The organism is Lysobacter sp. Soil_N_23 (assembly GCF_057656135.1).
In genome coordinates, this window is record NZ_JBDGKY010000007.1 from 130,855 (window position 1) to 151,277 (window position 20,423).

General features: G+C 68.7%; 14 protein-coding genes. 1 reads left to right on the plus strand and 13 read right to left on the minus strand.

Annotated elements, in window-relative coordinates; genetic code table 11:
• Nucleotides 1–40: 40 nt before the first annotated feature.
• The 13 genes from AC3A3X_RS07820 to AC3A3X_RS07880 all read right to left on the minus strand — a co-directional run bounded on the left by AC3A3X_RS07820 (nucleotide 41) and on the right by AC3A3X_RS07880 (nucleotide 19,409).
• Entirely contained in the window at nucleotides 41–1,561 is a 1,521-nt protein-coding gene (locus tag AC3A3X_RS07820) for a phytoene desaturase family protein (protein WP_487582458.1), read from the minus strand.
• A gap of 133 nt (nucleotides 1,562–1,694) precedes the next feature.
• On the minus strand, nucleotides 1,695–3,278 hold the full coding sequence (locus tag AC3A3X_RS07825) for a phytoene desaturase family protein (RefSeq protein WP_487582459.1): 1,584 nt from the start codon (nucleotides 3,276–3,278) through the stop codon (nucleotides 1,695–1,697).
• A 140-nt stretch (nucleotides 3,279–3,418) separates the two neighbouring features.
• Nucleotides 3,419–4,615 (minus strand): aminomethyl transferase family protein, encoded by a 1,197-nt coding sequence (locus AC3A3X_RS07830; RefSeq protein ID WP_487582460.1) that lies wholly within the window; start codon nucleotides 4,613–4,615, stop codon nucleotides 3,419–3,421.
• A gap of 81 nt (nucleotides 4,616–4,696) precedes the next feature.
• The gene (locus AC3A3X_RS07835; protein ID WP_487582461.1) at nucleotides 4,697–6,070 is read right to left on the minus strand and encodes an APC family permease; all 1,374 of its coding nucleotides are present in this window, start codon (nucleotides 6,068–6,070) and stop codon (nucleotides 4,697–4,699) included.
• 107 nt (nucleotides 6,071–6,177) lie between these two features.
• Nucleotides 6,178–7,509 (minus strand): Xaa-Pro dipeptidase, encoded by a 1,332-nt coding sequence (locus AC3A3X_RS07840; protein WP_487582462.1) that lies wholly within the window; start codon nucleotides 7,507–7,509, stop codon nucleotides 6,178–6,180.
• A gap of 30 nt (nucleotides 7,510–7,539) precedes the next feature.
• The gene (locus tag AC3A3X_RS07845) at nucleotides 7,540–8,655 is read right to left on the minus strand and encodes a DmpA family aminopeptidase (RefSeq protein ID WP_487582463.1); all 1,116 of its coding nucleotides are present in this window, start codon (nucleotides 8,653–8,655) and stop codon (nucleotides 7,540–7,542) included.
• A gap of 143 nt (nucleotides 8,656–8,798) precedes the next feature.
• Nucleotides 8,799–10,868, minus strand: a complete 2,070-nt coding sequence (locus AC3A3X_RS07850) for a S9 family peptidase (RefSeq protein ID WP_487582464.1) — start codon at nucleotides 10,866–10,868, stop codon at nucleotides 8,799–8,801.
• Between the two features lie 4 nt (nucleotides 10,869–10,872).
• Nucleotides 10,873–13,389, minus strand: coding sequence for a CehA/McbA family metallohydrolase (locus AC3A3X_RS07855; protein WP_487582465.1), 2,517 nt, complete (start codon nucleotides 13,387–13,389; stop codon nucleotides 10,873–10,875).
• Between the two features lie 5 nt (nucleotides 13,390–13,394).
• Nucleotides 13,395–14,726, minus strand: a complete 1,332-nt coding sequence (locus AC3A3X_RS07860) for an acetyl ornithine aminotransferase family protein (RefSeq protein ID WP_487582466.1) — start codon at nucleotides 14,724–14,726, stop codon at nucleotides 13,395–13,397.
• Between the two features lie 69 nt (nucleotides 14,727–14,795).
• Entirely contained in the window at nucleotides 14,796–15,611 is an 816-nt protein-coding gene (locus AC3A3X_RS07865) for a CoA-transferase subunit beta (protein WP_487582467.1), read from the minus strand.
• The gene (locus AC3A3X_RS07870) at nucleotides 15,608–16,456 is read right to left on the minus strand and encodes a CoA transferase subunit A (RefSeq protein ID WP_487582468.1); all 849 of its coding nucleotides are present in this window, start codon (nucleotides 16,454–16,456) and stop codon (nucleotides 15,608–15,610) included. Before AC3A3X_RS07870 ends, AC3A3X_RS07865 begins: the two co-directional genes overlap by 4 nt.
• 7 nt (nucleotides 16,457–16,463) lie before the next feature.
• Nucleotides 16,464–18,032, minus strand: coding sequence for an aldehyde dehydrogenase family protein (locus tag AC3A3X_RS07875; protein WP_487582469.1), 1,569 nt, complete (start codon nucleotides 18,030–18,032; stop codon nucleotides 16,464–16,466).
• A 57-nt stretch (nucleotides 18,033–18,089) separates the two neighbouring features.
• Nucleotides 18,090–19,409 carry an aminotransferase family protein gene (locus AC3A3X_RS07880; RefSeq protein ID WP_487582470.1) on the minus strand — a complete coding sequence of 440 codons (1,320 nt, stop codon included), beginning with the start codon at nucleotides 19,407–19,409 and terminating at the stop codon, nucleotides 18,090–18,092.
• A 182-nt stretch (nucleotides 19,410–19,591) separates the two neighbouring features.
• Between AC3A3X_RS07880 and AC3A3X_RS07885 the strand changes: the two genes are divergently transcribed.
• Nucleotides 19,592–20,407, plus strand: a complete 816-nt coding sequence (locus tag AC3A3X_RS07885) for an IclR family transcriptional regulator domain-containing protein (RefSeq protein ID WP_487582471.1) — start codon at nucleotides 19,592–19,594, stop codon at nucleotides 20,405–20,407.
• The last annotated feature ends 16 nt before the right edge of the window (nucleotides 20,408–20,423 follow it).

Genomic DNA, 20,423 nt, shown 5'->3' on the forward strand with positions numbered 1-20,423 from the left:
TGCCAACGAGGCGGCCGCGGTTTCGCGGCCACCTCCGACTTTACGCGCCTGCTTTGGCTTTCAACACGGCCTGCGCGGCATTGCGCCCGGCCGCGCCGCTGATGCCGCCACCGCCGTGGCAGCCACTGCCGCACAGGTAGAGACCATCGACCGGCGTGCCGTGATTCGACCAGCCCGGCAGCGGACGCATGAAGAACATCTGATCAAGGATCAGCTGTCCGTGGTTCATGTCGCCTTCGCTGAGACCGTACTGTTGCTCCAGGTCGGCCGCCGTGATCGTGCGCACTTCGCGCACGGACGCTTCCAGCGCCGGGAACTGTGCGGCAACGATCTGGATGGCCGTGCGCCCGATCGTTCCCCTCGCCTCGTCCCAGCCGGTGCCACGCAGCTTGTACGGCGCCGACTGGACATGGATGGAAACGACCTTGCCGGCGGTGGTGACCTCCAGATAGGGCTGCGCTGAAAGCTCGCCGTACTTGGCCGCATCAAAGGCGCGTTCGAGGTACTTCAACGTCGGTGCGATCGCCAGCGTTCCCGCCGGCAGGCCATGCTGGCCGTTGGTCAGCAGGTGCACCTTGGCCACGGCGCCGCGCATCTTGATCGACTGCACCTGCCAGACGAAGTCCGGCGGCAGCTCCGGTGCGCCGACCAGGCCCAGCAGGGTGCGGCGCGGATCGGCGGCCGACAGCACCGTCGTTGCCGCGATCTCCTCGCCGTTGTCCAGGCGCACGCCCGACACCCGCAGCGAGTCGACCAGGATGCGTTCGACGCCGGCGCCCGTGCGCAGCTCGCCACCTGCGGCCCTGAATGCGGCCACCAGCGCCTCGGCGACCTTGCCGTTGCCGCCTACGACCGGACGCTGCGCGAGGCCACCGCGATTGAGCCAGTTGTGCATCAGCGTGTAGCCGGTGCCGGCCGACATCGATCCGAGCGTGTGACCGTGGATGCCGACCGCGGCGATCGCGGCCTTCACCTGCTCCGACTCGAACCATTCTTCGGTGAATTCCACCGTCGACATCGACATCGCCCGGATCACCCGGAACATGTCGCGGCCGCCCAGTCGGCGCAGCGTCCAGGCCAGCTTCGCCAGCGGCCAGCCCTCGGCCAAGCCGACATGCGGCAGGCGCGGCATCGGCGTGCGGTAGGCGGCATCGAGGAAGGCGGCGGCGCGATCCATGAAGGCGACGAACTCCGGCCAGCGCGCGGCGTCGGCGGAGGAGAACTGGCGGATCGATTCGAGCGTGGCGGCGTCGCCCGGCGTGGTCGACAGGTGCAGGCGCTTGCCGTCCGGCTGCAGCGACACGTACGGGGTTGCGGCCTCGTACACCAGTCCGTGCCTGGTCAGCCCGAGGTCGGCGACGATGTCGGGGCGCAGCTGCGCGCCCGCATGGAGCGGATCGAATGCGCTGTCGCCGAAGGTGTCGGCGGCGAGCTGCCCGCCGGCGCGGTCGCGCTGTTCGAGTACCAGCACCTTCTTGCCGGCCTTGGCGAGATAGGTCGCCGCGACCAGGCCGTTGTGGCCGGCGCCGACGATGAGGATGTCGTATCGCGTGTTCGTCATGGTCACTTCTGCAGGTTCTGATTCGTCATCCCGGCGAAAGCCGGGACCCATTTTGACGTTGACGCTCGCGCAAACGGCGAGATCAAGATGGGTCCCGACTTTCGCCGGGACGACGGGATGTGGTGGGCGGCCTTCACTTCCAGTCCTTCAGCACTTCCTGCGCCGCCATCTTGCCGGCCGCACCCATCACGCCACCGCCGGGGTGCGCGCCGGAGGCGCCAAAGTAGTAGCCCGGCAGCGGCGTGCGGAAGTCGGCCCACTGCGGCGCGGGTCGCAGGAAGAACAGCTGGTGCAGCAGCAGTTCGCCGTGGAAGATGTTGCCGCCGGTGATGCCGGCGATCTGCTCGATGTCCTTGGGCGTGATCACCTGCTTGCCGACGATCTTGCTGCGGATGTCCGGGGCGTAGCGCTCGAGCGTGGAGATCACCGTCTCGCCGAACGCGTCGCGCTTGGCATCGTCCCAGCCGCCCTCGATGTCGTACGGCGCGTACTGCACGAAGCACGAGGCCACGTGATGGCCCGGCGGGGCCATGTCGCGGTCAATCATCGACGGGAAGATCATGTCGATGTACGGCTGCTTGGCGAACTGGCCGTACTTGGCCTCATCAAAGGCGCGCTCGATGTACTCCATGCTCGGGCTGATCGAAACCGCGCCGCGGTGCAGCGGGCCTTCGCCGGGCAGGCAGGTGAAATCGGGCAGTCCGCTGAAGGCGATGTTGACCTTGCCGGAGGAACCGCGGACGCGGAAGTTCCTGATCTGCTGGACGAACTCGTCGGGCAGGTGCTTGCCTTCGACGAACTGCAGGAAGCTGCGCTTTGGATCGGCCGCCGAGATGACGACCTTGGCGCGCAGCTCGTCGCCGTTGGCGAGGGCGACGCCCGAGGCACGGCCACCGCGCACGACCACCTGCTCGACCGCGGCATTGGTGCGGATCTCCACGCCGAGTGCGCGCGCCGAACTGGCGATCGCCTGGGTGACGCCGCCGTTGCCGTTCTTGCAGAAGCCCCAGGCGCGGAAGGCGCCGTCGATCTCGCCCATGTAGTGGTGCAGCAGCACGTAGGCGGTGCCCGGCGAATGCGGGCCGAGGAAGGTGCCGATGATGCCGCTGGCCGACTTGGTGCCCTTGAGCGGGTCGAACTCGAACCAGTCGTTGAGCAGGTCGGCGGCCGACTGCGTCAGCAGCTTGGCGATCTGGTAGAGCTCTTTCTCCGACAGGCTCTTGCCGTACTGGCCGAGCTTGAGCAGTCCCTTGAGGTCGCGCAGGCTCAGCGATGACGGGTCCGGCGGAACCAGGCCGATGATCGGCTTGATCGCCTTGGCCGCGCGCGCCATCACCCGGCCGTATTCGTCCGAGGCTTCGGCATCGCGCGGCGAATGGCGGTAGAGCTCCTGGCGCGTCAGGTCGTGGTCGTCCCACGCGGCGAGGTAGTCGCCGTTGTCCATCGGCGTGACCGTGCTCGGCAGCGGCAGGATCTTCAGGCCGTGCCTGGGCAGTTCAAGGTCGCGGATGATCTCCGGGCGCAGCAGGCTGACGACGTAGGAGAACTGGCTGAAGCGATAGCCGGGGAACGGTTCGGCGGTCACCGCCGCGCCACCGACGACTTCGCGGCGTTCGAGAACGGCCACCTCCTTGCCCGCGCGCGCCAGGTAGGCGGCGGCGATCAGGCCGTTGTGGCCGGCGCCGATGACGATGGCGTCGTATTGGTTGGGGGTCATGTGGTCTGTTTCGTCAGTTGTTCGGAGATTGCCGTCATCCCCGCGAAGGCGGGGACCCAGCGACTTCAGGCGCAGCGCAAAGCAACGTCACTGGGTTCCCGCCTTCGCGGGAATGACGGGCTGCGCGCGGATGCGCGGCTTCATTTCTTCTTCCACTCCGGCTCATAGAACGGCAGCTTCACCACCTTGCCCGGCGCCTGCAGGCGCTTGTGCTCGACGGTGACTTCCATGGTGAGTGCGGTTCCCGGCTCGTAGTACGGGCGCTGCAGGTGCACCAGCGCGATGTATTTCTTCAGCACCGGCGACCAGGTGCTGGTAGACGCGTAACCCACCTGCTTGTCGCCCTGCATCATCGGCAGGCTCTCGCGCACCGCCATGCCGGGGATCTGCGGTGGCAGGCCGACTCGTGCGAACAGCGGCTCCATCTTTTCCCAGTCGACTTCGAAGCCGACCAGCTTCCACGCCGAGCCTTCGCGCTTCTCGCGCTCCAGCGCGCGGCGGCCGACGAAGTAGCCGGGCTTGTCGAGCTGCACCGCCCAGTCCAGGCCCATTTCCAGCGGCGTCGACTTCTGCCCTTCGATCCAGGCATGGTTGGCGGCTGTGTAGTCGACGTCGATCATGAACAAGCCGGCTTCCACGCGCGCCATGTCCATCGCCAGGATCCCGCACGGGACGATGCCGTAGTCGCCACCGGCTTCCATCAGCGCGTCCCAGACGTGCAACGCATCGGCCTTGTCGATCCAGATCTCATAGCCAAGGTCGCCGGTGTAACCGGTGCGCGAGATGGTGACCGGCTTGCCGGCCAGCGTGTTCGCCATCACCTTGAAGTACTTGAGCTTGTCGAGCGTCCTGGCGCAGCAGCGGTTGAGCACCGCGCGCGACTTCGGGCCCTGAAGGCTCAGTGCGGCGACCTGCTCGGTGACTTCGGTGATCGTCACGTCCATGCCAACGGCGTTCATCGACAGCCAGCGAAGCGACGGCTCGGCCGAGGTCAGGCGGAAGGTGTCTTCGGCAAGGCGCGAGATCGTGCCGTCGTCGAGCAGCTTGCCTTCCTCGTCGCACCAGCCGGTGTAACCGACCTGCCCGACCGCCATCTTCTGCACGTCGCGCGGTGTCAGCTTGTGCAGCAGGCGCGCGGCGTCGGGGCCGGTGATGATGTACTTCATCAGCGGCGAGACGTCGATCGCGGCGACGCCGTCGCGGATCGCCCAGTACTCGCGGTCCAGGTGAAGATCGTAGGAGCCGGCCACGATGTGCCCGGCCCAGCGTCGCCAGTTCTGCGGCAGGCACAGGCGCGAGGTGCGCTCGTGGAAAGGCGTGCGTTTGAGTTCCAGCATGTGAGTCCTGCGTGCGTGCTTTTGCGTGCGTGCTTTGCGTGTGTCGTTACTTGGGGTCGATCGCGAATTTTGAGAACAATCTCAATGCTTTGCGGCCGGCGGTACCAGCGGGCGGGCACCACCATTGCGCAAACGCAGCACGGTGTAAACCGGCAGGCCTGCGGCCGCCAGTACGATGGCCCAGCCGAACGGTTCGCCGCCCAGTCCGACGAAGGCGAAGATCACGTACGCCAGGCCCGGTACCGCGAGCACCAGCATGTCGCTGTTGGCCGGCCGCTGGCCGCGGCGCCACAGCACCAGCAGGGCCAGTGCGCAGCACAGGTACAGCGGCAGGTTGGCCGCGGTCACCACCGTGGTGATGAAAGTGAAGCCCTGCACCAGCGACTTGCTGTAGTTCATCAGGATCATCGCGCTGGCGAGTGCGCCGGTCACGACCAGCGCCAGCGCCGGCGCACCGAAGCGGTTGCTGCGCGCGAACGAAGCCGGCAGGCCGCCGTTGCAGGCGATGGTGCGGGTCAGTTCGCCGACCAGCAGCACCCAGCCGTTCAATGCGCCCAGGCCGCTGATGACCACGAACAGCGACAGCGCACGCCCGTAGCCGCCACCGACCAGGCGATCGAGCAGGTCGGAGAACGGCGCCTTCGATTGCGCCAGCTCGGCCGCCGGGATCAGCAACAGCGGCACGGACGAGACGACCAGGTAGATCACGGCTGTGATCATCGTGCCGACCATGGTCGCGCGCGGAATGATCCGGCCGGGGTCACGCACGCGGTCGGCCGGTACTGCCGCCGATTCGAAACCGAGCATCGCGAACAGCGCGATGGTAGAGGCCGCCATCAGCGGTGCCAGGCTGACCGGCTCGGTCGGCAGGTGTTCGGTGTAGCTCGACGGGTGGGTCAGCAGCAGCCAGATGCCGAGTCCGGCCACCGTCAGCATCGGCAGCAGCTTCAGCACGGTGGTCACGATCTGCACGCGCCCGCCGGCGCGCACGCCCAGCAGGTTGACCAGCACGAACATCCACAGCAGCGTCACCGCCTGCAACGAGGCCGGCACTTCGCGCAACGCGGGAAACAGGGTATCGAGATAACCGACCACGCCAATCGCGATAGCCGCATTGGTGATCCAGGTCGCGATCCAGTACGACCACATCGCCATGAAAGCGGGAATCTCGCCGAGCGTGCCGCGGATGTAACCGTAGGGGCCGTCGGCCGAAGGCATGTCGCGCGCAAGGCGGGCGAACACCCGCGCCAGCGCCAGGCAGCCGAACACGGTGATGACCCAGCCCAGCATCGCGCTGTAGCCATACGGCGCCAGCGATGCCGGTAAAAGGAAAATGCCGATGCCGATGGTGTTGCCGACCACCAGCGCGGTGCACATCCAGAAGCCGAGCTTGCGCTCCGGCCGGGTGTCGCAGTGTTGTGTCGTGCCAGCCTCGTTGACGCGCGGGTCCTGCATGCCTTGCCACCCCTGTTCAGTTGGTACTGCGGTGCGCGTCCTGCGAATTGTGTCGCCAGCTGTCCACTATGTAGTCGGTCATATGTAGTCGATCACCGTCGTGGACATCAATGGGGTTGCGTGCAGCGGTCCTCCGGGGCAGCGCAGACCAGCCGGCCCTGGGCAATCACCGCCTCGACCCGGCGCAATACCTCGACATCCGCCAACGGGTCGCCCTGGACGGCGATCAGGTCGGCCGACTTGCCCGCGGCCACGGATCCGAACTGCGCATCGCGCCCCAGTGACTTCGCGGCACTGATCGTGGCCGAGCTGATCGCCTGCATCGGCGTCTGCCCGTTGCGCACCATGTAGGCGAACTGGCGCGCGTTCTGCCCGTGCGGGTAGACGCCGCTGTCGGTGCCGAAGCCGATGCGCACGCCGGCCTTGACCGCCTTGGCGAAGCCGTCGCGCTGGGTCTGCGTGGTTTCGTTGTTCTTGCGCAGGATTTCCTCCGGCCAGCCGTCGCGGCGACCGATCTCCTCGATGTAGTCGCCGTTGTAGACATCGGCGACCAGCCAGGTGCGGTGCTCCTTCATCAGCGCGATGCCTTCGTCGTCGAGGTAGGAGCCGTGCTCGATCGAGCGGACGCCCGCGCGGACCGCGCGCTTGATGCCTTCGGCGCCATGGGCGTGGGCGACGACGAAGGTGCCGTGCAATGCGGCCTCCTCGACGGCAGCGTGGATCTCGGCCTCGCTGTACTCCGGCGCGCCCGGTTCGGTGCCGCTGGCGAGGACCGCGCCGGTGGCGATCAGCTTGATGAAGTCGGCGCCGCCGGCGATCAGCTCGCGCACGCGCTGGCGGATTTCCGCCTCGGAGTTGGCGACGCCGCGGCGCATGTCGGCGGGAACCTGCACGTCCGGCGCCAGCCCGGTGACTTCGCCACCGCCGCCGCTGACGGTGACGTAGGTGCCGGCCACGAACATGCGCGGGCCCTCGGCGATGCCCTCGTTGATGGCGTTGCGCAGTGCGACGTCGGTGAAGGCGCGGTAGGTGCCGACATCGCGCACGGTGGTGAAGCCGGCGCGCAGGGTGTCGCGGGCGTTGCGCACGCCGACCAGGGCGTCGCGCGCAGAGGTGCTCATCAGCGGCGCGGCGACATTTTCGGACTGGATGTCGCCGACCAGGTGCGTGTGCAGGTCGATCAGGCCCGGCAGCACCGTGTAGCCGGACCAGTCGAGGACGCGGGCGTCGCCGGCGGTAGCGGCCGAGTACGGCTCGACGCGGGTGATGCGCTCGCCTTCGATGCGGATCGCCTGGTCGCTGAGGACACGGCCATGATCGACGTCGACCAGGCGGCCGGCGCGCACCACAACGACGTCGGCAGGGGTTGCGGCAACGCTGGCGCCGGCGAGTGTGAGGGCCAGTACGGCAGCCAGCGCCTTGATCGGGAGATGGGTCATCGGGTCAGCCAATGGGGAGGTTTGTGAGATTCACTTCGGCGCCTGGTAGCGGCCGTAGCGCTTGAGCAGTTTCACCAGCGGCGCATGCGGAATGGCGTTGGCGTAGCGGCCACCTTCGCCGCGCATGTCGCGGGCGGCGACCATGGCGTTGACGATGGCCTCCTCGGTCGCCTGCACCGTCGCTTCGAACACGCCGTCGACGTTGTCGTTGCCAAGGAACTGCGCCTGATGCAGCGCGCCGGCACCCGAGGCGGGTGCGTTGGCGGTGGAGAAGGCGAGGAACAGATCGCCCGAGCCGTTGCCGGCATAGCTGCCCATGCGCGCCAGGCCCATGCCGGCACGCTTGGCGATGCGCTTGAGCTGATGCGGGAGCAGCGGCGCGTCGGTGGCAACCACTATCACGATCGAACCGGTGTCACCGGTGATCGCGGCATCGGTATAGACCCGGTCGTCTCGCAGGAACTGCCCGACCGGCACGCCGGCGATGCGCAGCGGATCGCGCACGCCATAGTTGGCCTGCACCAGCACGCCGACGGTGTAGTCGTGGCCGTCGCTGTTGATGCGGCGTGATGCGGTGCCGATGCCGCACTTGAATTCGTGGCAGACCATGCCGGTGCCGCCGCCGACGTTGCCTTCGGCGACCGGGCCATCGCGGGCATCGCGCAGCGCCTGCGCGACGTGTTCGGGCTTCACGTGGAAACCGTTGATGTCGTTGAGGTGGCCGTCCCAGGTCTCGGCGACGATCGGCAACGACCACCAGTAGCCGCTGGCGTCGGCGCCGCCGGCCTTGATCCGCTCGGCGATTACGGCATCGCGGACGACGCCGACGCTGTGGGTGTTGGTCAGCATGACCGGGCCTTCGACCTGGCCGGACTCGTCGATCCAGGCGGTGCCGGTCATCTCGCCGTTGCCGTTGAGCGCGAACCAGCCGCCGAACACCGGCGTCTCCAGGCTGGCCTTGCCGCGCGGCAGGATCGCGGTGACACCGGTGCGTACCTTGTGGCCGTCGGCGAGGTCCTCGATCAGGGTGACCTGGCCGACGGTGACGCCGGCGACGTCGGTGATCGCGTTGAGTGCGCCGGGGGTGCCTTCGAACGGGATGCCGAGGTCGCGGGCGCGTGGCTCGGCGGCGTGTGCGGTGGTCATCGCCAACAACGCAAGCAATGTAGGAGCGAGCTTGCTCGCGAAAGGCTTGCGGCGGCGTGGTTCGCGAGCAAGCTCGCTCCTACAGGAGTGGGGGCGGCGGCGTGGTTCGCGAGCAAGCTCGCTCCTGCGGGAATGGGGGCAGGTCATGGGGCTTCCTTCAGGTAGCGGTCGTACCACGCCAGGTTGCGGGTCAGGCGATCGCTGAGGTAGCTCGGCACGGTCAGCTGATGGTTCTGCCCGGGGTAGACGACCAGTTGCGTCGGCACGTTCTGCGCGCGCAGCGCCTGGTACATCTGCTCGGCGCCGAGGCACGGCACGTTGAAGTCGTCCTGCGCGCACTGGAACATCGTCGGCGTGGTGATGCGGTCGGCGTGCAGGAACGGATAGCTGGCGCGGTCGTACTGCTCGCGGTCCTTCCACGGCGTGCCCAGCTCGAGCGCGTACTCGCGCACGTACTGGTCGTGGCCGTACATCGCGTACATGTTCGACGCGCCGGCACCGCTGATGGCGGCCTTGAAGCGCGTGTCGCGGGCAATCACGGCATTGGTGAGAATGCCGCCGTAGCTCCAGCCGCCCAGGCCGAGGCGCTGCGGATCGGCGATGCCCATGTCGACCACGTGCTCGACGCCGGCGACCACGTCCTTGACGTCGACATTGCCCCAGTCGGCGTAGATCGCGCGGGCGAAGTCGAAGCCACGGCCGGAACTTCCACGTGGATTGACCGCCACCACCGCGTAGCCCTGCGCGGCGTACACCTGCCAGTCGGCCATGAACTCATGACTGAACTGGTAGACCGGGCCACCGTGGATGCGCAGGATCGTCGGGTAGCGGCGGCCGGGCTCATACCCGACCGGCTTGACCAGCAGTCCCTCGACATCGATGCCGTCAACCTTGAAGGCGATCGGCTCGACCGCGGCCAGCGTGCGCTGGCGCAGGAAGGCATTGTGGTCGGTGAGTGCGCGCAGGCCCTGCGGTTCGACCGCCGAGATTTCATAGGGATGCGTGTCGTCGCCGCCGAGCACGACCACGCGATCGTTGCCCGACACCGCCAGGTCGTAATCGAAACGGTTGCCGTGGGTCAGCTCGATCGTCGCGCCGCTGTGGGCGTCGACCTTCTCCACGCGGGTGACGCGGCTGCGCTCGACCAGCGCGTAGAGGTGGCGGCCATCCGGCGACCAGCGCGGCTTGGTCCCGCAGCGGTCGATCGGCGCGACCAGGCGCGCCTGACCGCTGGCGACATCGACCACGGCCAGCTGCCACGGTACGTAGTAGATCCACTTGTCCTCGCCGCTTTGCAGATAGGCGATGCGGCCACTGTCCGGACTCCACGACGGGCGCGTTTCCCAGTACGGGTCGAGGTCGGAACCGGGGAAGGTGGTGAGCTGGCGTTCCGTCGCGCCGGCGCGGGGCTCGACCACGTAGATGTCGTAGTTGAGATGACGGTCGGGGTCGACGCCACGCTTGCTGACATAGGCGATCAGCTTGCCGTCGGGCGACCAGGCGGGGAGCAGTTCGTCGTGGTCGCCGGAAGTGATCTGCTCGGAGCGGCCCGTGGCGATGTCGACGACGTACAGATGGGTGCGGTGACCGTCGAGGTAGCCGGTGCCGTCTTCCTTGAACTGGTAGCGCGTGGTGACGATCGGCGGCGGGTTCTTCGGTTCCGGTGTGCCCGCGGGCCGTTCCGGATCACGCACGATCACCGCCACGCGCTTGCCGTCGGGCGCCCAGACGTAATCGTCAACACCGCTGGCGAACGAGGTCACGCGGCGGGCGGCACCACCGGCGGCGGGCATCAGCCAGACCTGGCTGATCTCCTCCTCTTCCTCTCCCTCGTCGTCGCCACCCGCGCCTTCCTTGCCCGCCTCGGGTTTGCGCGGCGGCGGCGCGTCCGACAGGTAGGCGATCGACTTGCCATCGGGCGACCACAGCGGCTTCGACTCGCTGTGCTTGGGCGTGTTCGTCAGCTGCTTGCGAGCGTTGCCGTCATAGCCGACGCGCCACAGGTCGGTCTGGGTCAGGTCTTCGGCGCGGTTGACGGTCGTCACGCTGTAGACGAGCGCGGCACCGTCCGCAGACAGATCCGGTTCGGCGACATCGGCCAACCGGTCGAGATCGGCGATGCCGAAGCGGCCGGGCGGTGCCGGCGTTGCGGCCTGTGCCGCCAGCGTGGTCGCGGCCAGGCACAGCACGGTCCAGCGTCGTCGCATCAGCATCAGCTCACTTCCCCCCGGCCTTGCCTTGATAGATGGCCTGCGCCGCGCGCAGGTAGTCGAGCGTCGCACGTTTTTCTTCGGCGTCGTTGTAGTCGTCGCGGGCATCGGCGGCCTCGATCACGCGGCCGAGCCAGGCGGCGAAGTAGGCGGCGTCCTCGCGGGCGGGCGGCGCCGAGCCGGCGACGTCGAGCCAGACCGGATTGGTGGTCGCATACGGGTACAGGTCCAGCAGCTGCGGGTCGGCGCCGTCGTTCCAGGCGCGCAGCAGCAGCCAGCCGCCCTGCCCCACCTCGACGTCACCTTCGCCGTCGAAGCTGCGGCGGTCGCCGCCGAGTTCGAACTGCTTGATCACGCGGCCGTTGTGGACCAGTTCGAGGTGGTCGACGGCCACCGGCGAGCGCAGCGCGACCCGGTACTTCGTGACCCCCGGAGCGGACAGCGCGAGCGTGTCGCCGGGCTTGCGACCGGACATCAGCAGTCCGAGCAGCGGACCATTGCTGACGAAGCTGTGCCCCTGTTTCAGCGATGCCAGCATGTCGTCGCCGCCGCGCTGCTCGAGGAACACACGGTTCATACCCACTGGTCCGCGCAACGAGGCGTAGTTGGCCATGGCATCGGTGCCAGCCCCGGCCGCGAGCCGGTAGCCGAGGTTCAGCAGCCGGTACCAGACCGCGGCGGTGGCCTTGTGGTCGCTGAAGCCGACCACTTCGAGGTAATCGACCTTGCCGTTGGCGACGTCGGCCGGCAGCTGGTGGCTCAGTGCCGGATCCTTGGCCGGATCGGGCACCGTGTCGAACGGATGCACGTAGCCCACCACGCCCTGCTGCGCATGCGCCAGGTCGGCGATCACGCCGTTGTGCGGGTACGGGCTGGCCATGGCGGTGTGGCGGTAGGCACTGAAGTCCGGAGTGAGGTAATGGTCTTGCAGGTTGAGCAGGCCCAGGTGGCCCCAGAAGCTGGTGTGGAACTCCTGCGCATTGGCGATGCGCACCGGGCCGGTCGCCACCGATTCGCCGAAGTTGGCGATGTCGGGAATGCGCTGTTCCTTGTTGACGATCAGGTTCTCGACGACGTCGAGATCCTCCGCACGCGCCTGCAACGCCAGGTGCGCGGGCGAGTTGAAGTAGTGCCCGCCGTAGTTCATGTGCACGTGCAGGTCGGCGCTGAGCCACTTGCCGAACACGGCCGGCAGCGCGTGCGCCTGCAAGTCTGCGCGCAGTGTCGTCGTGCTACCCGTGGCCAGATCGAGCCTGCGCGCCCACGGCAGGTGGGCGAAGCCGTGCTGCACCGTGACCGCCGTGCTGCCGGCCGGCACGTCCAGCACGCACGGCGAAGCGCAGTGGAAGTAGTGGCTCTCGGTTGCCTGCACGGCGCGGTCGAAGCCGTCGTCGGCATGCATCCAGGCATCGGCCGGGCCCTGTGCGCGGGCGTCACTGCCCTGCACGCTCACGCGCGCGGGCACGTCACGGCCGTTACCGTCGCGGACCTGGATGTGCAGGCGAGCGGTCGGCGCCAGCGTGCGTCGCTGCTTCGCCACGACGGCTTGCGTCGCGCCGCCTATCACGTCCATCACCGACAAGGCGGTATTGCCGTTCGCGTCCTGGCCGATGAAGGCGATGCGACGACCATCGGGCGACCAGCGCGCGTTGCGGCGATCGCCTTCGCCGAAGGTCAGCGGCAATGGCGGCGTGCCATCGATCGTGCTCAGCCACAGCTGGTGGGTCTGGCGCCCGTGGTAGCCGGCGTACAGCAGGCGGCGGCCGTCGGGTGCCAGTTCCGGACGCGCGCTCCAGCTGGTTTCCTCGCGCAGGATCCGCGTCGGCGCCTTCGGGCGGTCGACGTCGACCGACCACAGGTCGCCGCTGCCCCAGGCGATCTCGGCGTTGCCAACGAAGACAATCCGCTTGCCGTCCGGCGACCACGATGGATTGATCGCATGGTCGTACGCCGAGTAGTAATAGCGATCGAGCGCGCTCTTGCGCTCGCCCAGCAGCGGTCGCGCCTTGTGCAGGCCGTCGCCGTCGATCTCTGCGACGAACAGGTTGAAATGCCCCGTGCCCTGGGTCGACACCCAGGCGATGCGTTTGCCGTCGGGCGACAGGCGCGGCTCGACATTGACCGCGTCGCCGCTGGTAAGTGCCTGCGCACGACCGCTCGCCAGGTCCAGCCGCCACAGTTCCATGCCGGCGCCGTCGTAGCGGGTGAACACGACGCTGCGTCCGTCGCGGGCGACATCGGGCTGGTAGTCGTAAGCGGCCTGCGCGTGGGTGAGCTCGACCGCTTCGCCGTCGCCGATGCGCTGGCGCCAGAGCGAGCCGGCCATGCTGTACACCAGCGACTGGCCGTCGGCCATGAAGCTCGCCGACGACGGGCCGGTGGTCAGCTGGGGCAGGTAGAGCTCGCGCCAGTAGTAGCTGTGCGGCAGGTCGACCTGCTTGAGCACGGGCTCGCGCCCGGCCGCGGCGGCGCCAACAACGGCCAGCAGCAACACGGCGGCGACGAGCGGACGGCTGGCGCGCATCCGGCTCAGCCCCGCGTCCCGGCCAGGGCTTCGTCGAGGCTGATCCGCAGCAGCGCGATCGCCTCGTCGATTTCGGCGCGGTCCACGTTCAACGGCGGCATGAAGCGCACCGTGCTGGTGCCACACGACAGCAGTAACAGGCCGTTGTGGAACGCGCGGGTGATGACGGCATCGCACAGAGCGCGCGCCGGCGTGCGCGTCGGATCGGACTCGACCAGCTCCATGCCGATCATCAGGCCGCGGCCGCGAACTTCGCCGATGCACGGGTAGTCGCGCATCAGCTCGCGCAGCTTGGAGGTGAAGTAGCCACCGGCCTGCTCGGCGTTGTCGGCAAAACCACCGGCGATCAGGTCGATGGTGGCATTGGCCGCCGCGCAGGCGAGCGGATTGCCGCCGTAGGTGTTGCCGTGCGCGCCGCGCTTCCACTGCGACATCAGGCTGGCCGAGGCGACCATCGCGCCGATCGGCAAGCCCGAGCCCAGGCCCTTGGCCAGGGTCATGATGTCGGGCTTGACGCCCCAGTGCTGGCTGGCGAACAGGCGGCCGCTGCGGCCGATGCCCGACTGCACCTCGTCGAAGATCAGCAGGATGCCGTGCTCGTCGCACAGCTCGCGCAGCCCGGCGAGGAAGCCGTCGGGCGGAACGACGTAGCCGCCCTCGCCCTGGATCGGCTCGACCAGGATGCCGGCGACTTCGGCGGCCGGCACGCTGCGTTCGAACAGCATGCGGATGTAGTCGAGCACCGCCACGCCCTGGTCGCTGCCGGCGAACAGCGGCCGGTACGGATTCGGATACGGCACGTGGGTGACGCCCGGCATCGTGGCGAAGAAGCCCTTCTGCTGGGTGTACTTGCTGGAGGTGAAAGCCAGCGAGCCCATCGAGCGACCGTGGAAGCCGCCGAGGAAGCCGATGAAGCGCGGGCGGCCGGTGACGTAGCGCGCCAGCTTGATCGCCGCTTCGACCGACTCGGTGCCGGACTGGCACAGGAAGCTCATCGCCTCCCCGCCTTTCATCGGCGCGATACGCGCCAAGCGTTCGCCGAGCGCGGTCATCTGCTCGTGCCAGTAGTCGCTGGAGATATGCAGGAACTGGTCGGCCGCCTCCTTCACCGCTTGCACCACCTGCGGATGGGCGTGGCCGGTGCTGCACACGGCGATGCCGGCGGCAAGGTCGAGGAAGCGGTTGCCGTCGACGTCCCAGACCTGGGTGCCGCGTCCGTGCGACATCACGAACGGGTAGTCGCGCGGGTACGACGGCGAGATCACCCGCGCGTCGCGCTCGATCATCGCGCGCGCCTTCGGGCCGGGCAGTTCGGTACGGATGTGGTCGTTGCGCATGGCGGACTCGTGGAAGTGTCGGAGAGATCGAACTGTGGGAGGGGCTTCAGCCCCGAAGCCCGCCGCACATCAGGTCGGGGCTGCAGCCCCTCCCACCAGTGTCTTTGGCAGCACCACCGGTTTTGAGTGCGCCTCGCGCGTGCGCGCATGCAGCGCGCGCAGGATCGCCAGCTCCGACTCGCTCGGCGCGGCGATGGTCTCCACCGTCTCGGCCAGCAGCAGCGGCCAGGCCACCGCCGCGCGTGCCTCCTCGACGGTGGCACCGGCATAGAGCGCGCTCAGCCGCAGTTCGTCGCTGCGCGGGTGCGGGGTGAGGATGCCGAAGTCGGTGATCACCGCGCGTGGACCGTCGCCGGTCGCGCCGGTCCTGGCGCGCGCGCCGTGGCCATCGAGGTAGCCGGCTGAGGTACGGAAATCCAACTGCTCGACCAGGCTGCGCGGCGACGCCTTGAGCATGACGAAAGTCTGGCGCGCGTGCGCGGCGATCTCCGGCGCACCACCGGCGCCGGGCAGGCGCGTGGTCGGCGCTTCGTAAGGTCCGATCACGGTGCTGTTGAGGTTGCCATAGCGGTCCACCTGGGCCGCGCCGAGGAAGCCGACGTCTACCCGTCCGGCCTGCAGGTAGTGGCTGAACACTTCCGGCAGCGGCACCACGAACGACGCCGTCTGCGCCAGCTCGCCGTCGCCGATCGACAGCGGCAGCACGTCCGGCCGCGTGCCGATCGTGCCCGACTCGTAGATCAGGACAATGTCGGGCGCATGGGTGAAGCGCGCCAGGTTGCAGGCCGCACTCGGCAGGCCGATGCCGACGAAGCAGACGCAGCGGTTCCACAGCATGCGCGCAGCCGCCACGGTCATCCATTCATCGCGGGTGGCTGCGGTCATGCCGCCTCCGCCCGCAGGCTGGCGAGGAAGCCGGCGTGGTCGTTGGTTTCCAGCACGTGTTCGCGCATCCAGTTGGTGAAGCCGTCGCGGTCGCGCGAGATCGCGTCCCAGCGCTGATAGAAGTCGTTGTCGCGCGAGTAATGGCCGTGCGCGTAGGACGGGTAGGCACCGCCCGGGCAATGCACCACCGCGTCGACGGTCCAGTGCGGCAGGACGATGCCGTTCATCGCCGGCGCCAGTTGCTCGACGATTTCCTCGACGGTGACCACCAGCGCACCGGCCGCCAGCGCCGCTTCGCGCTGCGCGCCGACGATGCCGTGGATGGCGACGTTGCCCTCGCGATCGGCGCACTGCGCGTGCAGGATGGTGACGTCGGGGTTGATCGCTGGCACCGCCGCCAGGCGCTCGCCGGTGAACGGGCACTCGATGCGGCCGATACGCGGATTGACCTTGCCGAGGTCGTTGTCGAGGTAACCGCGCAGCATGCCGAACGGCAGCCGTGCCGCGCCGGCGCAGAACGCCGCGGCCATGCCGGCGTGGCTGTGTTCATCGAGTTCCAGCGGCCGCGGCCAGCCGTGTTCGACCGCATCGCGCAGCCGGTGCAGCGAACCGATGCCAGGATTGCCGCCCCATGAAAACGTCAGCCGCTTCGCGCAGCCCATGCCGATCAGCTGGTCGTAGATCAGATCCGGCGTCATCCGCACCAGGTGCAGGTTGCGCCGGCCCTGGCGGATCAGCTCGTGGCCGGCGGCGAACGGAATCAGGTGGGTGAAACCTTCCAGTGCGACGCAGTCGCCGTCGGCGACATGGGCGGCGAGTGCTTCGCGCAACGACATCAATCGCATCGACCGCTTACTCCACGACCGTGCGCGACTGTTCGCGCAGGTACTGCTGCAGGTAATAGAACGAGGCGATCGCCTTGCCGGTCGAACCCGAGCCCTTCCAGCCGCCGAACGGCTGGTAGCCCGGCCAGGCGCCGGTGGTCGCGCCTTGCGGGCGGTTGGCGTAGGTCACGCCGGCTTCGATGCGGTCCTGGAACCACGGCACTTCGTCACTGCCGCCGTAGAAGCCGGCGGTGAGTCCCATGTCGGTGTCGTTGGCCAGGCGCATCGCGTGCTCGCGGTCGCGGTAGCGGTGCAGCATCACGATCGGCAGGAACATCTCCTGCTTCCACAGCGGGTGCGCCAGGTCGGCCTCGGCCAGCACCGGCTCGACGTAGTAGCCGCGCGCCAGGTCGCCATCGCGCAGCTGGCGTCCGCCGGCGACCACGGTCGCACCATCGGACTGCAACTGCTGCAGGTAGCCGGCGTAGTTGCCGTAGGCGCTTTCGTTGATGACCGGCCCCAGCCAGTTCTCACGGCTGCGTGCATCACCAATCCGGATGGCCTCGATCTTGCCGCGCAGCAGCTCGATCAGCCCGTCGGCGACGCTGTCGTGCACGTACAGCCGCGACAGCGCGGAGCACTTCTGCCCGCCCATGCCGAAGGCCGAGCGGACGATGCCGGTGGCGGCGCGCTCGAGGTCGGCATGCTCGGTGACGATGCACGGGTTCTTGCCGCCCATCTCGGCGATGCACGGGCGCGGCCAGGCGCCGCCGGCCATCTGCCGCAGCAACTGCATGCCCACGCCGACCGATCCGGTGAAGGTGATGCCGGCGGTCAGCGAATGCTGCGCCAGTGCCTCGCCAACCTCGCGCCCCGACCCCGACACGTAGTTGAAGACGCCCGGCGGCAAGCCGGCATCGCGGATGCAGTCGGCCAGCAGGCGGCCGGACCAGGGCGTATCGCTGGCCGCCTTCACCACCACCGTGTTGCCGGTCACCAGCGCGGCGGCGACCGGGCCGCCGGCCAGCGCGAACGGGAAGTTGAACGGCGCGATCACGACCCACACGCCGTGCGGCCGCATCACGCTGCGGTTGCGCGAGACGGTGCCCTCGAGCGGGTCGTTCGGCAGCGGCCGGTCGTAGCCGGCGTTGCGCTCGTAGTCGTCGGCGTAGTAGTGGAAGAAGTCGACCGTCTCCTGCGCCTCGCCCAGCGCCTCCATGCGGTTCTTGCCGACTTCCAGGGTCAGCGCCGCGGCGATGTCGTAGACGCGCTCCTCCATCAGGTCGCCGACCTTGCGCATCAGGCGTGCGCGCTCGGCGACCGGCAATGCGCGCCAGACCGGGAACGCCGCATGCGCGGCGCGCATCGCGCTGTCGACGTCACCGGCACTGGCCAGCGCGAACTCGCCCAGCGACAACGCGCTGTCGATCGGGCTGCGCCGCTGCGCATGGTTCGCCGCAGGGCGGTCCTCGCCGTTGATGAACAGTTCGTGCCGCCGCCCCAGGTCGGCACTGACCCGGGCCATCGCGGCCTCGAAGCGCTCGTGCATGGCTTCGGGCGGGTTGAACATCGTGGCGTAGGTCAGGCGGAAGCTCATGGCGGCCTCGCTGCGGTCAGGACGATCGCGGAATGGATGAAGGTGTGAAGCTCGGGATCATTTGACGAAGAATTGCGCCAGCAGGCGATCGAGCAGCGCCACCGCGTCGGCCAGCTCGGCCTCGGTGACCACCAGTGGCGGCGCCAGCACGATCAGGTTCCCGCGCGTCGCAAAGGAGACACCCTCGGCCATCGCGGAATCGACCAGTGCCTTCAGCGCCGGCGGCGTCTGCGGCCACGGCGCCAGCGGCACTCGGCTGTCGCGGTCGGCAACCAGTTCGATCACCGCGAACAGGCCATGGCCGCCGCGCACGTCGCCGATGACGCGATGGCGCGACTGCAGCTGCTGCAACTGCGCCAGCAACTGCGCACCCAGCGCGCGTGATCGCGCGATCAGGCCTTCTTCTTCATAGGCCCGCAACGCCGCCACGCCGGCGGCGCAGGCCAGCGGATGGCCGCAGTAGGTCAGGCCGGAGTACAGCATCTCGTGCTCCAGCGTCGCCGCGACATCGGCGCTGAGCACCACCGCGCCCAGCGGCAGCGCGGCGCCGGTGAGGCCCTTGGCCAGCGTCATCAGGTCGGGACGGCCGGCCTCGCCATGGCGCTGCCAGGCAAACCATTCACCGCAGCGGCCGAACGCGCTCATCACCTCGTCGGCGATCAGCCAGACGCCACGGTCGGCGGTGTGCTTGCGCAGCGCCGGCCAGTAATTGTCGGGGGCGACGATGCCGTTGGTGCCGGCATCGGGCTCCATGATCACCGCCGCGACCCTGTCGACGCCGAGGTCGTCGATGCGATCGGCCACGGCGGCGGCGGCGCGTTGGCCGCATTGCACTTCGTCGCGGCCACCGAACGGGCAGCGATAGCCGTACGGCGGCGGCACGTGGTGCACGCCCAGTGCTCGCGGATCGATGCCCAGCGCATGCGCGCGGCTGTCGCCCGACAGCGCCATCGCCAGCTGCGTCGCGCCGTGGTACGAGCGCTCGCGGGCGATGATCGCGCCGCCGGGCTTGCGCCCGGCCTGGCGTGCGATCCGCACCGCGTGCTCGTTGGCATCGGCGCCGCCGAGGGTGAAGAACACCCGCCCGCCTTCGAACCCGGACCGCTCCAGCAGCGCCTGCGCCAACTCCGCGCGCGGCGTGGCGCCCCAGGCATTGGTGACGAAGCACAGCCGCTCGGCCTGGGAGCGGATCGCCTCGACCAGGCGCGGATGCTGGTGGCCGAGGTTGCTGCACTCGGCCAGGCTGCTCATGTCGAGGATTTCGCGCCCGTCGGCCAGGCGCAGGCGCGCGCCGCGGCCACCGACCACGGTCGGTGCGTCCCAGTCGGCCTGCACCGACCAGCTGTGCAGGACACTGTCGCGCTCAGCGATCTCCATCGACTGCCTGCCTCCCCAGCAACAGATTTGTGCGCTATGCGCACCGATGTGCGTATTGCGCACCACTCTACGGAAGCTCTAATCTCGTCGTCAATCCGGTCCGCGCCAGCATCGCCCCGCTCCTCAGGTCGATCAATCGCAGTGACCACAGCACGTCACAGCATGGAGTGAAGGAACCCGGCATGCCGAGGAAAGCAGAGGGCTCGGACCTGTTCGAGGATGGCGGCGACTACGTGCAGTCGCTGGCCCGCGGGCTGTCGGTACTGTCGGCCTTCGGACGCGATCGCAGCCGCCTGGCCCTGGCCGACATCGCCACGCGCACCGGGCTGTCGCGCGCCGCGGCCCGGCGCCTGGTCCTGACCCTGCAGCACCTGGGATACGTCCGCGCGGTCGGCCGCGAGTTCATGCTCGGCCCGCGCGTGCTCGAGCTGGGGTTCGGCTATCTGGGTTCGCTCAACCTCACCGACCTGGCCCAGCCATTGATGGAAGACCTGGCCCGCAAGGTTCGCCAGAGCAGTTCGATGGCGGTGCTCGACGGGCAATCGATCGTCTACGTGCTGCGCGTTCCCGGCCAGCGCGTGATGAGCGTGAGCCTGGGCGTCGGCGCGCGCCTGCCGGCGTTCTGTGCGGCGATGGGCCGGGTGCTGCTGTCGGGCCTGGACGATGCCGAGCTCGATGCCTGGCTGGCGCAGTGCAAGCCGACGAAGCTGACGCCGCACACGCAGACCGACCTGCGCCGCCTGCGCCGGATTGTCTCCGACGTGCGCATGCAGGGCTACGCCTACGTCGAGCAGGAACTGGAACTGGGCCTGTGCTCGATCGCGGTGCCGCTGCGCAACGCGCAGGGAAGGATCGCCACCGCCATCAACGTGTCCATGCCCTACCACCCCGATGCCTCGCGCCATGCGCACGAAAACGTGCTGCCGCAACTGGAGCAGACCGCGCAGGCGATCGAGGGCTGCGTGCCGGCGAACCGGCTGCAGGCGGTGACTGCATGAGGACGGTCCGCCAATG